This is a genomic window from Lysinibacillus sp. NPDC048646, assembly GCF_050272295.1.
GTDB lineage: Bacteria > Bacillota > Bacilli > Bacillales_A > Planococcaceae > Lysinibacillus.
The window spans coordinates 113,212-127,369 of record NZ_JBNNLZ010000004.1 but is presented as its reverse complement, the minus strand read 5'-3'; the positions used below and the strand labels follow the sequence as shown (position 1 = coordinate 127,369).

The 14,158-nt window shown below is 35.5% G+C and carries 13 protein-coding genes; 1 reads left to right on the top strand and 12 read right to left on the bottom strand.

Annotated features, from left to right (window positions below):
* Positions 1–69 precede the first annotated feature (69 nt).
* From ACQKII_RS07130 to ACQKII_RS07100, 7 genes are all read right to left on the bottom strand, one after another.
* Entirely contained in the window at positions 70–1,185 is a 1,116-nt protein-coding gene (locus ACQKII_RS07130; RefSeq protein WP_427457722.1) for a M20 peptidase aminoacylase family protein, read from the bottom strand.
* 5 nt (positions 1,186–1,190) lie between these two features.
* Positions 1,191–2,072, bottom strand: coding sequence for a MurR/RpiR family transcriptional regulator (locus ACQKII_RS07125; RefSeq protein ID WP_427457719.1), 882 nt, complete (start codon positions 2,070–2,072; stop codon positions 1,191–1,193).
* A 430-nt stretch (positions 2,073–2,502) separates the two neighbouring features.
* Complete coding sequence (locus tag ACQKII_RS07120) at positions 2,503–2,817, bottom strand: hypothetical protein (RefSeq protein ID WP_427457716.1); 315 nt, start codon at positions 2,815–2,817, stop codon at positions 2,503–2,505.
* A gap of 25 nt (positions 2,818–2,842) precedes the next feature.
* Positions 2,843–3,127 (bottom strand): GNAT family N-acetyltransferase, encoded by a 285-nt coding sequence (locus tag ACQKII_RS07115; protein ID WP_427457713.1) that lies wholly within the window; start codon positions 3,125–3,127, stop codon positions 2,843–2,845.
* Between the two features lie 45 nt (positions 3,128–3,172).
* A complete protein-coding gene (locus tag ACQKII_RS07110; RefSeq protein WP_427457710.1) occupies positions 3,173–5,362 on the bottom strand; it encodes a DNA topoisomerase III in 2,190 nt (729 codons plus the stop codon).
* A 633-nt stretch (positions 5,363–5,995) separates the two neighbouring features.
* Positions 5,996–6,751: an SDR family NAD(P)-dependent oxidoreductase gene (locus ACQKII_RS07105; RefSeq protein WP_427457707.1), complete on the bottom strand. Its 756-nt coding sequence runs from the start codon at positions 6,749–6,751 to the stop codon at positions 5,996–5,998.
* A gap of 58 nt (positions 6,752–6,809) precedes the next feature.
* Entirely contained in the window at positions 6,810–7,595 is a 786-nt protein-coding gene (locus ACQKII_RS07100) for a MerR family transcriptional regulator (protein WP_427457704.1), read from the bottom strand.
* Positions 7,596–7,939: 344 nt separating this feature from the next.
* Here ACQKII_RS07100 and ACQKII_RS07095 point away from each other — a divergent pair, with 344 nt between their 5' ends.
* The gene (locus ACQKII_RS07095; RefSeq protein WP_427457701.1) at positions 7,940–9,010 is read left to right on the top strand and encodes an SDR family oxidoreductase; all 1,071 of its coding nucleotides are present in this window, start codon (positions 7,940–7,942) and stop codon (positions 9,008–9,010) included.
* 34 nt (positions 9,011–9,044) lie between these two features.
* On the opposite strand, the gene ACQKII_RS07090 is transcribed toward ACQKII_RS07095, so the two are convergent.
* The 5 genes from ACQKII_RS07090 to ACQKII_RS07070 all read right to left on the bottom strand — a co-directional run bounded on the left by ACQKII_RS07090 (position 9,045) and on the right by ACQKII_RS07070 (position 13,675).
* Positions 9,045–9,425 carry a winged helix-turn-helix transcriptional regulator gene (locus ACQKII_RS07090; protein WP_427457698.1) on the bottom strand — a complete coding sequence of 127 codons (381 nt, stop codon included), beginning with the start codon at positions 9,423–9,425 and terminating at the stop codon, positions 9,045–9,047.
* A gap of 620 nt (positions 9,426–10,045) precedes the next feature.
* Positions 10,046–11,524, bottom strand: a complete 1,479-nt coding sequence (locus ACQKII_RS07085) for an Lsa family ABC-F type ribosomal protection protein (protein WP_427457695.1) — start codon at positions 11,522–11,524, stop codon at positions 10,046–10,048.
* 561 nt (positions 11,525–12,085) lie between these two features.
* Positions 12,086–12,229, bottom strand: a complete 144-nt coding sequence (locus ACQKII_RS07080; RefSeq protein WP_427457692.1) for a hypothetical protein — start codon at positions 12,227–12,229, stop codon at positions 12,086–12,088.
* Positions 12,230–12,319: 90 nt separating this feature from the next.
* The gene (locus ACQKII_RS07075; protein ID WP_427457689.1) at positions 12,320–13,375 is read right to left on the bottom strand and encodes a Cfr family 23S rRNA (adenine(2503)-C(8))-methyltransferase; all 1,056 of its coding nucleotides are present in this window, start codon (positions 13,373–13,375) and stop codon (positions 12,320–12,322) included.
* A gap of 153 nt (positions 13,376–13,528) precedes the next feature.
* Positions 13,529–13,675 carry a hypothetical protein gene (locus ACQKII_RS07070; protein ID WP_427457686.1) on the bottom strand — a complete coding sequence of 49 codons (147 nt, stop codon included), beginning with the start codon at positions 13,673–13,675 and terminating at the stop codon, positions 13,529–13,531.
* Positions 13,676–14,158: the final 483 nt, after the last annotated feature.

The following is a 14,158-nucleotide window of genomic DNA, read 5'->3' as shown; positions in this document are numbered from 1 at the left end:
GTTGTCGGGAATGAAAGTTGAACTAAAGCACGCTTTTCATTGCCTCGATATATCCCTGCAAGCTGCATCTTATAACGCACGTAAAATTGCTCTTGTGATAATACCTACACCTGTTATGAGTCGTTCTCTATTAAATGTCATTTTCGGATGATGTAGTCCTGGCGTAACACCACAACCAAGTCCTAGCATCGTTGCTTTGAGTTTTTGCTTTTCATACGTATAAAAATGAAAGTCTTCTCCACCTGGTGTAACAACCGGTGATGCGCACGCTACATCCCCAACCACATCAATAATTGCTGCACGCATATGTTCTAATGCCTCATCATTCACTAATGCAGCAACAATATGTGCATTCACTTGCAGTTCAATCTTCGCACAATACATTGCTTCCACTGATGCCTTTACACGTTCAATACCTTCTGTTAACGCATGCATCACTTCATTCGTTTGTGCACGTGCATCAATACTAAATGTTGCTTTTCCAGGAATAATATTAGCGGAAGTACCTCCTGCATTAAATTGCGTCATTTTAGCCGAGGCTGATACATTCGGATCTGTCCAAATTTTTTGTAGACCCTCTACAATCGCTGCCCCTACCTCAATCGCATTAATGCCAAGTTCAGGTCGTGCACCATGTGCCTCTTCTCCGATAATCGTACCCGTGAAAAGCTTCGCCGCGCCATGATATAACGCTGGTGCATACGTTCCATCTTGTAATTCTTTCAGTGGACGAACATGAACGCCGAATAAGTAGTCCAAGTCATCAATAACTCCTTTTTCGACTAGTGCACGAGCACCCTCTGCCTTTTCTTCCGCTGGTTGAAAGAGAATGCGCACTGCACCAGAAAGTGTTGATTCCATATCCTTTAAAAGGAATGCCGTTCCAATAGCCATGGTCATATGGCCATCATGACCACAAGAATGATTTGCCTTGAAAACACCGTCCACTTCTTGCCAAAGCGCATCGATATCCGTTCGAAAGCCTACCCTTGGTGTTCCTTTACCAATATCAACATAAAGACCCGTCATATCGTCGAACATTTGTGGTTCCATATTGGCTTCCCTCAGTAAATTTGCAATGTATTGCGTCGTTTGCTGTTCCTGCCAACTAATTTCTGCATGTTCATGTAAATGTAAAAAAATTTCAGCCAGTCTTGGTTGTAAGCTTTGTAAAACCTCGTTCATCCTATTCAACTCCATCGATTTGCAATAAAGCTATTTTGAAAATCATCATATTTTACACGTTGACTTTCATAATACTCATGATCCTGCGCTGTCATCCCAGCAATTAGCGTATTCAAAAATGAGATAAGTGCTGGCATAGCGTCAATCGTCGACATTTCTTGTTGCTCATTTGCAAACGTAATTGTTGCATACTGCGCAATAGGTGCTACTGGTGAATCTGTTATACCGATAATTTCGCAATTTGTCCCTTGAATTTCTGCTGCTAATTGAATCGGTTCTTTAAAATAGCGATGAAACGATAGAATTATAACCACAGAATCTTCATCAATTTCTTGTAAAGCTCTAGCAATGTCGTTCGTTTCCAATCCCATAAGTACTACATTCGGACGTAATAAATTCAGCGTGAAGTATAACCATTTTGCAGCTAAATTCGAAGAACCGTAACCAATAATGTAAATCTTCTTCTTTGTATGCAGTATCACGGAAGCGCGGTTAAAATCTTTATCATTAATATTTGCTGCAACATTTAAAATCCGCGATGCATCTCTTTCCATTGTTTGCTCATAAAAACGAGGATTTTCAAAAAGTGCTTGCTTCGATTCCAAATAATTTTGCAAACTACTACTATTGCCCTCATTGAATAAGTGCATCGTTACCTCTCGCTGTAATTGTGCATATCCCGATAATCCAATTGCATAGCAAAATCGAATAACTGTCGTTTCGCTAACACCTGCTTGCTCCCCAACATTCGTAGCTGAATGCATACCAACATACTGCAAATTTTTTAGCATAAAGATCGCCACTTTTTGTTGGCTTTTTGAAAGTTTATGAAATTTTTCTTGAATGATATCTTGTATTGACCTATTGTCCAACAAATTGAAGCGCACCCTTTTTTCATTTATTTTTCTGAAGTCTAAACTTCATTTTTCATGTACATAGCCTAGCATAGTTTTTTTCACAATTCAATATCTTTTCTGAAATTTCTGTTTTTTACAAAAACTTATTAAGGTAATCGGAATACGAAAGATAATAAAGTTCTTTCATGGGAGCTCAATAAGAAATGCTTATTAAGATTTTCTTGTTTGTTCTGAAGGTTTGAAATAAAGATTGATTAATAAGATGCTACAAAAGGTAGTTTTAGTACCAAGAAAAAACCTCACTTTGATCAAAGTGAGGTTTTGATTATTTAAGTAACGTTTGTTTTTTATAAAAAAGATTGATTAGAAATACGATTTCCGCGACAGCACCACGTTCGACACAAAACTCTAAAGCGTAAGCTGTATCAATACTAACTCCAGTATAGATATTTCACTCCAATTAACAATGTGATGTTAACGGCAACATAAAGTTACCCTTCAGCAATGACTTTTTCGTTAAGACGAATAAAGTATCATCATCATTTGGCATAATGGTTGCTGTCATGCCCTCGATTGTAAAATCAGGTGTGAAATAGAATACCACCTTTTTCGTTGTTTCCTTCACAATGCTTGCTAATACAGCTTCAACATTTAGTGCATTTAGCGAAATGATATCGAAAATATGCAGAGTATCTTCTTCCTCCATTAGCACAATCGTTTCTAAATCTTCCATATAGAAAATGGCTTCATGAAATACTACTGTGAAATAAAACATTAATAAACTTTCATTATCGCAACATCTAAAGTACATGGCGTTTCTTCGCAAATTTTTCAAGTAATGCAAGATCATTTTCAATAGTAAGCTGCTTTACTTTCACATCCAAATTCTTTTGAATTGAGCTTTTTGCTAAGTCTAAGCTAAACTCACTTTCAATTAGACGTGTAAAGCCGAACTTCGGGTAAAAATCCAATACAGTATCATTCGCAAATAGATACATGAAATCACAGGTATTTTCGTGTTCTTTCATAATATGTTGCATTAATTGCTTAGCCAAACCTTGATTGCGATAATTTTCATCTGTCATTACTGTAAACGGTTGAACTTTATTTCAAATCAACATCTTAACCATTTAATCAAACTTCATCCCTTTTAATAAATCCGCAAAGGCGTTATTAATAGGCTCTTCTTCTTTGTTCTGCTGTTTCATATAGTTTTGTACAGATCGCTTATCTACTTTACCGCCGCCTTCTTTTTTACGGCGGGCTTCGAATGCAGATAATTTCTCGCGGTGGCCACATTTACATACAAAAATTTGACCATCGCCTTCACCACGTAATTCTAGCTTTTTCTTACATTGTGGGCAGCGAGCGTTTGTGACACGTGCTACGTTTTTACGGTGACCACATTCACGATCTTGGCACACAAGCATTTTGCCTTTTTTCCCGTTCACTTCAAGCATTGGCTTACCGCAATCCGGACAAGACTTTGTTGAGATATTGTCATGCTTGTACTTCTTATCACTTGCTTTAATAGTTGAAACGATTTCTTTTGTGTGGTTTTTCATTTCATTGATGAATACTTCTTTTTTCAGCTTGCCTGTTGCAATTTGTTCAAGCTTTTGCTCCCATTGTGCAGTTGTTTTAGGAGACTTTAATGCTTCTGGTACTAAATCAAGCAGCTGGCGACCTTTTGATGTGATATGAATATCTTTACCACGCTTTTCAATCAAGAATGAATTAAATAGCTTTTCGATAATATCTGCGCGAGTTGCAACCGTACCAAGTCCACCAGTAGATTTTAATGTGTCTGCCAGTTGTTTATCGCTTGTTTCCATATATTTCACAGGATTTTCCATGGCCGTTAGTAAAGTCGCCTCATTGAAGCGTGCAGGTGGCTTTGTTTGGCCTGATGTTTGGGCGATTAATTTTGTTTTTAACGTATGCCCTTTTTCAAGGCGAGGCAGTATTTGCTCTTTTACATCTTCGCCTTGGTCCTCATCATCAAATCGGTTTTCGTATACTTCCTTCCAACCAGCGTTAATGATTGTTTTGCCTCGTGCAACGAATTTCTCATCGCCAATTGTTGCATTCAAAGTTAGCTGTTCGTATTCAAAAGCAGGGAAAAGAACGGCTAAGAAACGCTTCACAACTAGGTCATAGATTTTACGCTCCTTATCGGTCATAGCAGATAAATTTACATAACCTTCAGTTGGAATGATGGCGTGGTGATCGGATACCTTGCTATCGTCTACAAACGATTTAGAAGCCTTTATCGGTTTGTTTAAGACTTTATTTGTTAAAGAACGATATTCTCCGAACCCACACGCTTTCAAACGCTCAGGAAGGGTACTAACGATATCGGATGAGATATAACGTGAATCTGTACGAGGATACGTTAATACTTTGTGCTGCTCATACAGTTTTTGCATAATGTTCAACGTTTCTTTTGCAGAATAGCCAAAGATTTTATTCGCATCACGTTGTAGCTCTGTTAAATCATAAAGACCAGGGGAAAACGTCTTTTTAGGCTTGCGATCAATGTCAGTTACAACAGCATCCTTGTTGCCAAGCTTTTTAACGATTGCATCGACTTTTTCTTTCTCGAAGCTGCGGCTATTACCGTTCTTATCTTGCCAAGTTAGTTTTAGTTTATCAGCTGTTTGTGCTTCAATACCATAATATGTTTGTGGCTTGAAGTGCTTAATTTCATCTTCCCTTTTTGCGATGATTGCTACTACGGGTGTTTGAACTCGCCCTGTATTTAATTGGGCATTATGTTTTGTGGAAAGTGCGCGACTTGAATTCAGCCCTAAGTACCAGTCTGCTTCGCTACGTGCTACAGCTGCATGATATAAATTTTCATATGCTTTACCTGGTTTTAAATTTGCAAAGCCTTCTTTAATTGCTTTATCTGTAACAGATGAAATCCATAAACGTTTAATTGGTTTATTCACTTTCGCACGATCAATAATCCATCGCGCCACAAGTTCGCCTTCACGACCAGCATCCGTGGCAATGATAATTTCATTAACATCTCCGCGAGTCAATTGAGATTTTACTGCGTTATATTGCTTGCTCGTTTGTTTAATTGTTGTCAATTTCAGACGCTCTGGTAGCATCGGTAAATCTTCTAGCTTCCATTGTTTATATTTTTCATCGTAGCTTTCTGGGTCCGCTAATGTTACTAAATGCCCTAACGCCCACGTCACGATATATTTGTCGCCTTCTAAAAAGCCATTTCCTTTTTTATTACACTTCAATACATTCGCAATATCGCGTGCTACTGAAGGTTTTTCTGCTAATACTAAACTTTTAGCCATGTAAAACACCCTTTCGTAAATCCTTAAGTTTAATATAGCATAGATAATTTAAATAAATCTGGCTTCATCATTCTTCTAAAAAAAGTTTAATTATTGTTAAATTATGTAATTCGACTGAAGGGAGTTAGAAAATGTCTTCTAGGTATAGTATTTTAAAACCTATGAGTATAGAAGAACTAGAATATTTAACTATCGAGATGTGCCATTGCTTTTCACCAATATACTCTTCAAATATTAGAAAAGAATTAGGCTTACCCTTTAATGAAAAAGAAACTATTGAGTTTGCTGTAAACAAAAAGAATCCATTTTGAAAAAGATTAATCAAGATGGGTTCTTTCGTTTTGTTGCTGTATTTAGTTTTTATAATAAAGATTGATCAAGTTAATTACCAGTAGTCCCTATATGAAAACCGACTAAATAATTATTTCATCTGCATTTTTCTGTAAATAGATATAAATTTTTAAAATTTCGTATGCCTATAATATAAAATAGCCTAATTGAATCTTATTGTCCAATACGGTTAAACAGACTATTTAATGCCTATTATCGAATCTAATTAATGCTTATTACATTTTAAAATTAATGAATCTAATCTCTAAATGAATCAGGTTTCTAATTATACCATTTACCTAATTACAGATGACTTCCACCAGTTACATCCATATTATGCCCAGTAATAAAACTCGCTTTTTCACTTGCTAGAAATGAAACAACATTTGCGATTTCTTCTGGTTTGCCTTCTCTTTTTAAAGCACTCATATTCTTTGCATTTTCTTGTCCTTCTTCTGTATGCAGCCAGTCAGCAGTTGAATCCGTATCAATGATTCCAGGCATTATGGAATTAATAGTAATTCCTTTTTCACCCAATTCCTTTGCTAATGTAAACGTCATTGTATTAATTGCGCCTTTTGTCATACTGTATACCATCATATGTGGAAATGCGATACGTGTCACACCTGATGATAGATTTATAATCCTACCATTGGATTCAATAAATTCGATTAAAGATTGTGTGATAAAATATGGTGCTTTAACATTTGCATTGAATAGCCGATCGAACTCATCATAGCCCACTTCTCCAAATCCATTTGATGTAGCATGTCCGGCATTATGAACAATTGTATGCAATGATACATTGATATCTTGGATTATCAATTTTTTGACTTTCCCTATAAATTCTTTAATCCCTTCACTGGAATCGAAATCACCTTGAATTAAATGTGCTTGTCTGCCAATTGATTCAATTTCTGCTTTGACTTGATTAGCTTTTTCAATATTTTGATTATAATGTAATAACAAATTGAATCCATCATTTGCAAGTTGGATTGCGATTGCCTTTCCTATCCCTCTAGATGCTCCTGTTACCAATGCATAATTATTTTTTTTCATGTATTATACCTCCCTTTAAAGAGAGTGTAAGGGTTAACCTAAGGGGAAGGTCAATTACTTAATACGTAGACGGAAAAATAAATTCCGAAAGGCGTTTGGAGGAATATAGATAATCATCCGGGCTTAATATACGTTCATAAATATATGGTTCGGATAATTTTATTTTGTTATTTTTCATGATCTCATTTATTTTTAATACCGATTCTTCTTGATAAGGATCAATTTCATAGAAAAACTTTTGCGTTTGAAAACCAAAATAACTTGTGATTCCCAATTGATTCAATTCGTGACTTTCCAATTGTAAGGAGACACAAATAGGGTGAATTTTATTATCTATCAGTTTATATTTGATGATTTTTTCATTCTTTTTAACATTAAGTTCGCTAACTAATTCCTCGATGTTATTCAGCGCTAAACAGATATTTTCATTTGGCAATAATTCATATTCATATACGAACAATGATTCTAAATACTCTTTTTGTACTTCATTATTTGAAATCATAATTGCTGGATTCAGGTCTCTTAATTTGTTTATTGTTTGCTTTGCATCTTTTATCTTATTCATTTCCAATTGAAGCTTTTCTTCTATTAAATTATTTATTTCATAATCTGATAACATTCTATGGATGATTTTGCTGATTTCATTTAAGCCAAATCCTGCTTGTTTTAATAAATTAATTCGTTTAGCAGTTAGTAACTGATTCTTGTCATAATATCGATAATCATTATTTGGATGAATAAACGCAGGATTCAAAATATTATGTTCATCATACAGATACAAAGCTTTTCGTGATAAGCCAGTCAACTTGCTAAAATCCTTTATCAGAAGCAAATTATTATTCACTAATGAATCACCTACTACCAATTTTATTTAGATTTATAATATATATTATAGAATTTAAGGTCAATTTATTAAAACGTGGATCCTCCACTAGTGATGTGTAGTGACAGTAATGTTGTTTCATCTCTAAGTTTAAACAGATATAACACCGGTCAGAAATGGAACGTGTTCAAAAATAGTTGTTTAATTACATAATCCTATACTTATTTTTCGTAAATCAAATACCAATAAAATCTCTTAGATTACAAAAAAGTGCTTATGGCACTTCAAAGTGCGTACTTCTCAAGTGGGGTGCCTTGATGCAAAATAACAGTGAACAAAGCAGATTATAAAAGGAGCAAAAAACATTGAATAATGAATCTCAATCAACTCGCAAAGTCGCCTTAGTTGTAGGCGCAAATGGTGTCATCGGTCGCAACCTCATTGATCACCTAATTACTCTCCCTGATTGGGACGTGATCGGCGTATCGCGTCGAGGCGGAGAATCTGTCGGCCGTGTCCGGTATGTGGCTGCGGATTTACTCAATATAGACGACACCCGGGAGAAGTTAAGTGATTTAACTGAGGTAACACACATTTTCTATGCCGCCTATCAGGACCGTCCAACTTGGGCTGAACTTGTTCCCCCTAATCTCACCATGCTAGTGAACACCGTAGAAGTGATCGAATCAGCCGCATCAGGCTTACAACATGTAAGTTTGATGCAGGGATACAAGGTATATGGCGCACATCTCGGCCCGTTCAAAACTCCGGCTCGTGAAACAGACGCTAACCATATGCCGCCCGAGTTCAATGTTGATCAGCAAGATTTCTTAGAACAAAGGCAAAAAGGTAAGGCTTGGACTTGGTCGGCGCTCCGTCCTTCTGTAGTCTGCGGCTTCTCGCTTGGAAATCCGATGAACCTCGCTATGGTTATTGCGATTTACGCCTCAATTTCGAAGGAGCTTGGACTTCCGCTACGATTTCCAGGCAAGCTGGGTGCTTACGATAGCCTCTTGGAAATGACAGATGCAGGACTACTTGCGAAAGCAACAGTATGGGCGGCGACTGAAGAGCGTTGTGCCAATCAGGCATTCAATATCACAAATGGTGATTTGTTCCGCTGGAATGAATTATGGCCGAAAATCGCACACTACTTCGGTTTGGAGACGGCGCCTCCGTTGCAGATGTCCCTAGACGTTGTCATGGCAGACAAGGAGCATCTTTGGAACGAAATGGTCGAGAAACATGGGCTTGCTCCACATTCCTATAAAGACGTATCTTCCTGGGGATTCGGTGATTTCGTGTTCTCTTGGGATTACGATTTCTTCGCTGACGGAACTAAGGCCCGTCGCTTAGGTTTTCACGAATTCGTCGATACCGAAGCAATGTTTATGAACATCTTTGATGACTTCCGCAAACGCAAAGTCATTCCCTAAACGGAAAGCCGACCTTGTATATTAGGTCGGCTTCTTATATGTCATATTCGTCTTTAAGCTGTGGATTGGCCAGAACAGTAGCCCTTCCCCCGTACTTTCTCTCTATATGCGAATCACCCCATCTACACATCAGATGCAGGATCTCCTTTAGGCTCCAGCCATAGTCTGTCAACTCATACTCTACTTTTGGTGGAACCTGATTATATGAAATACGTAAGATGACCCCTTCCTCTTGAAGCTCACGAAGTTGCTGCGTTAACATTTTTTGAGTAATTGCGGGTATCAAGTTTTTCAATTCACTGTTACGTTTCTTGCCAAATGTCAGATGAAAGAGGATTACAGGTTTCCATTTCCCTCCAATAACTTCCAAAGTTGCCTCTACCGCCGTGTTGTAAAATTTATAAGAATCCTCCATTACACACCCACCTTATTTTTCTTGAATATTCCAACACATCTCGCTGGTAAATATCATATGAATTGGATCCATTCAATGTCCGTCATTGACATTATAACTGCCACCTAAATATTGTGCTATCCTGCTCTCGTTAATTGAATAACTTATAGTAAGTTCACTTACAAATAACACCTTCACTTATTAAAGAAAATTGCCAGATTGTAGAATAACATAATAAGCATTTTTAAATCCTTTATTGTAAATGTAACAAACTATATTTGTCATTAAACGACTTTATTCTAAATCAAAATAAAGCTCTTTTTCTTCTGTTTTGTATTAGCCATCATTTCCCTCCAAAATAAAAACATCCGTTCGTTTATAAGCAAACGGATGTTAAACGTCCAATTTTCAAACAACTTTATTGTAGATTTGAAATAAAGTTTGATAAAAATGTCCTCAAACCACTAATAATAGGCAAATAAAATTTTGAAAAAAGTTTGATCAAAACGGATTTTTCACTAACAGATTTATGTTTAATCTTCATAAAAAAGTTTGATCATTTTAGCTACATTCCTTAACTAAAGCACCATATAGTTTAGTAATCTGATTTACTGATTAAATCTTCAATTTTCCATATTTAACTACATAGATATAGTTTTGGTTGCAACTGTTTGTTGAAATACCTGATCATGCTCAACAATAAGCATTGTGGGATTAAATCTTTGAATAAGCTCTTCAATCTGCATGCGCGAATAAATATCTATAAAATTTAACGGTTCATCCCAAATATATAAATGAGCTTTTTCACATAAACTTTTGGCGATAAGCAGCTTTTTCTTTTGTCCACCAGAATAATGAGATATATCTTTCTCAAATTGAATTCGCTCAAAATCCAACTTACGTAGGATGGATTTAAATAACGTTTCATCAATCTCATGCTCTTCAATAAAGTCTGATAACAGTCCCTTCAAATGAGAAGTATCTTGTTGAACATAGGAAATAACGAGGCCTGAACTTAAATTCATTGAGCCTGTATACTGTATCAGATTTCCTAGAATTAGTTTTAGGATACTACTTTTTCCGCTTCCATTCTTTCCATCAAGTACAATTCGGTCACCTTGTTCAACTTTAAAGCTAATTGGCTTATTTACTATTTGGTCATCGTACTTAACAGATACATCAGCCAAAACAATCAATTCATTTGACTTAAATTCCAATGGTTCTAATTTTAATTCCTCAGTTTTTTCCACATTTTTTAGCAGTTTTGACTTTTCCTCAATAGCTTTTTGTTGCCTTGATTCAAGGTTCTTAGCTCTCTTCATCATCTTTGCCGCTTTATGTCCTACAAAACCTTTGTCTAACTTAGAACCCGAATTCGTTGTCCCATTTTTGGAAGCTTCCACTTGATTAGACCAACTTGCTGAACGCTTTGAAGACTGTTTTAATCGCCCTATGTCTTTTTGTAAACGCTGATTGGTTGCCTCTTCGTGTTCCTGCTGTCTATCAAAATTTAACTTCCAAGAAGAATAGTTACCACTTTGAACTTCAATATTTGCCCTATTTATAGATAAGATATGGTCGACGCATCCATCTAAAAAGATTCTGTCATGCGAAATTAAAATAAACCCTTTTTTCTTCTGTAAATAATCAGAGACAACCTTTCGTGCATCAGTGTCTAGATGATTGGTTGGCTCATCAATTAATAGAAATTGACCCTCAGTCAAAAAAAGTGCAGCAAGCAACACCTTTGTTTGTTCTCCATTTGATAATGTTTTAAAAGGTCGGTACATAACCTCGGCATCAACATCTAGATAGGATATTTCACGAAGATATTCCCAATCTTCTGCTTGGGGGCAAATTTCTTCAAAGATTTCATACGTATACTTGTTTTTATCCGTAACTGGATAGGGGAAATAATTAAATTCTACCGAAGAAATGATTTTCCCACTATACTCATAATTCCCTAATAATAAATTAAAGAATGTTGTTTTACCTCGACCATTTCTACCGATAAACCCAAGTTTCCAATCCGTATCTATTTGAAAGTTTACACCTTCAAAAATATTGTCAAAGCTACCTGGATAAGAAAAAGTTAAGTCTTGAACTTTTATCATTGACATGATAATTCCTCCTTTGTATATCAACACTTTTTATTTTTTTACAAAGTCGGTACATCCATCTATTCTAAATTTCTCCGTATAAGTTTGATGGATATTAACGACTTATAAGGAGTATTACATGCGTAACAATAGTGTCTGAATCGGTCATTTTTCTCTCTCCTTTAGATTCAAGTTACAGAAAAAGATATCAATTTTTAACTATGAGAGAATAAAAAATCCTCCCAATTTGTAATTGGAAGGATTAGTCTTTCACATAAATGAAATAAGTTCTTATTTGCCATTGGAATCATGACAAATAAAGCGTAAACTGATTTATAAAAATAGACAGACTAACCCTATATTTTGAAGTTTGAAGTTATTCATTTCAAATAAAAATATAGATTAGTTAATCATTGTCCATCCATCAGTCCTCTCATAATTGTAATTTTATATTAACAAATTTTTTTACGAAATACAATTTTTAGGCTCATCACCAAAAGTTGTGGATGACATTTGTTAAAAAGTATGCCATGTATATAAGTTGATTGGAGTGGAGGCTGGGTGACTCCTTGGGGATTAGCGTCACAGATGAGACCCTGGAGCGAGCCCATTAGAGGAACGAAGGCTAAAAGTATCACATCCTGTGACTACGCCTTCGTGGCCAACATCCTGTAGCTGACGCTTCGCTTTCGCTACATAAAACATCTGTTGCCCCAAGCGGCTCATCGGACGCCCCCAGGAAAGCGCCCAGCCGGAACGGAAATCAACCACATGTTATGGTGATGAGCCAATTTTTAGCATCATCTTTACCTCAAATTACTGCTTATTGCTCTTTTGATAATTTCCATACAATTGACCACAAGCAGCATCTATATCAATTCCAAATTGACTTCTAATGGTCACATTAATACCTGATGATTTTAATTTTTTGTAAAAATTAACAACATGACCTTCATCAACTTCACTGAACCTTAAAGGAGAACTGACGGTTGGGTTATATTTGATTAAATTTACATGATATAAACGCCCTTCTTTATAACGACATTTTAATAGACTTACTACTTCTTTAGCATGGTCAATAGAATCATTTACACCAGGTAACATAATATAAGCAATATATACTTTTCTTGATGTTATTCGAATATGCTCATCTAATGTGTCCATAACATCTAATAATGGATACCTATCATTAATCGGCATCAACTTACTTCGCTGTTCATTAAAAGGAGAATGTAACGAAAACGTCAAATTGACTTGCGGATAATTCAGAGTCATTTTTTTTATACTTGGTATAATACCAATAGTTGAAATAGATAACCTACGAGGGCTTAAAGCAAACAGCGTAGGATCAGTGAGTACATCTAAGGCATCAAAAACTTGTACATTGGCTAGCGCTTCTCCCATCCCCATAAAAGAAATACTATCAATTGAGTGACCTTGTAAGTAAAAATAGAGGATTTGGTCGGTTATTTCATCTGAGGTCAAATTTCTTTTTAATCCAATGTCACCTGTTGCACAAAATTTACACCCAAAATTACATCCGCACTGAGAAGAAATACAAAATGATTCCCACCCAGCTTTATATTTCATATTTACTGTTTCTATTTTTTCATTTCCTGAAATTTCAAATAAGACTTTAGTGACTTGCTCAGAATGTTGTTCCTTTATAGGCGCAACATCTAAAATAGACGCTCCAAATTCCTTCACTAAAATTTCTCTTAACGATTTTGGAAGTACATTAATTTCGTTGAATTTATTTATTCTTTCTTTAAAAATGGCATTCAATAGTTGTTTCATTCTAAAATTAGGGTAATTATGTTCCCTTAAGAATTCTTTTATTCTTCTATACTTATTGTTTAGTTTTAATTGCATCTTTCTCATCCTTCCATAAGACTCTCTAGTTTTATAGGAGTAAATAGAAAGGAGTTGTCTATCCCTTAAGTTAAACATAAACGCAAAAAAAGCACCGATAGAATTATCGATGCATGCACAAATAAATAAACAAGGACCTAAGTCATTGCTTTGTTATTTATTTGCCATAGAGGCAAAGCGCCGATAACTGTTTTTGTATTGGTTGTCTAGCATAAAAAAGGACAGACTACTCCCTTTGTCCGCTAAATCATTTCCAATTTTTACATTTTTACCAAACAGAATTCTAAAAACAGTTAACATTGCTTGCACCTCCTTTTGCCAAATTTATTATTTAGTAATCTAACATAAAAGTGAATATATGTAAAGTGCAATTCGAGAATTATTGTAAAACTAACCTGCCTATATAGTTAAAGAAAAAAATACTGCAAAAAAGAAATCTTAATCGAACTTTGTTTTAAATGATCAATCTTTTTTATAAAACTACATTTAAGCTTTCGCATGGTAGAAACAGCATTACGTACCCCATCCAACTACAGGTAGGGTATTGTTTTAATGTTCTATACCCGATGAAAATTCACATGGAAGATTGCATATGAAAATAAATATGTTTGACCTTACATGGCTTATTTATCGAATTATAAATAAAAAAATAATTACTTTTTAATTCACGATGGCTCCTATTCTAATCCCGATTCATATGTTAAAGGAATGATTGTCAAAAATCTTACTTCAGATTTGCATACTCCAAGACCCCTAACATATATTGAATTGCCAGAATATTCT

What these genes read in the sequence shown, in the direction of transcription:
- ACQKII_RS07075 (WP_427457689.1), bottom strand. Translation starts at nt 13,375, where the DNA reads ATGCAATTAAAACTAAACAATAAGTATAGAAGAATAAAAGAATTCTTA.
- ACQKII_RS07070 (WP_427457686.1), bottom strand. Translation starts at nt 13,675, where the DNA reads ATGTTAACTGTTTTTAGAATTCTGTTTGGTAAAAATGTAAAAATTGGA.
- ACQKII_RS07130 (WP_427457722.1), bottom strand. Translation starts at nt 1,185, where the DNA reads ATGAACGAGGTTTTACAAAGCTTACAACCAAGACTGGCTGAAATTTTT.
- ACQKII_RS07105 (WP_427457707.1), bottom strand. Translation starts at nt 6,751, where the DNA reads ATGAAAAAAAATAATTATGCATTGGTAACAGGAGCATCTAGAGGGATA.
- ACQKII_RS07115 (WP_427457713.1), bottom strand. Translation starts at nt 3,127, where the DNA reads ATGACAGATGAAAATTATCGCAATCAAGGTTTGGCTAAGCAATTAATG.
- ACQKII_RS07120 (WP_427457716.1), bottom strand. Translation starts at nt 2,817, where the DNA reads ATGTTTTATTTCACAGTAGTATTTCATGAAGCCATTTTCTATATGGAA.
- ACQKII_RS07085 (WP_427457695.1), bottom strand. Translation starts at nt 11,524, where the DNA reads ATGTCAATGATAAAAGTTCAAGACTTAACTTTTTCTTATCCAGGTAGC.
- ACQKII_RS07080 (WP_427457692.1), bottom strand. Translation starts at nt 12,229, where the DNA reads ATGAGCCGCTTGGGGCAACAGATGTTTTATGTAGCGAAAGCGAAGCGT.
- ACQKII_RS07090 (WP_427457698.1), bottom strand. Translation starts at nt 9,425, where the DNA reads ATGGAGGATTCTTATAAATTTTACAACACGGCGGTAGAGGCAACTTTG.
- ACQKII_RS07110 (WP_427457710.1), bottom strand. Translation starts at nt 5,362, where the DNA reads ATGGCTAAAAGTTTAGTATTAGCAGAAAAACCTTCAGTAGCACGCGAT.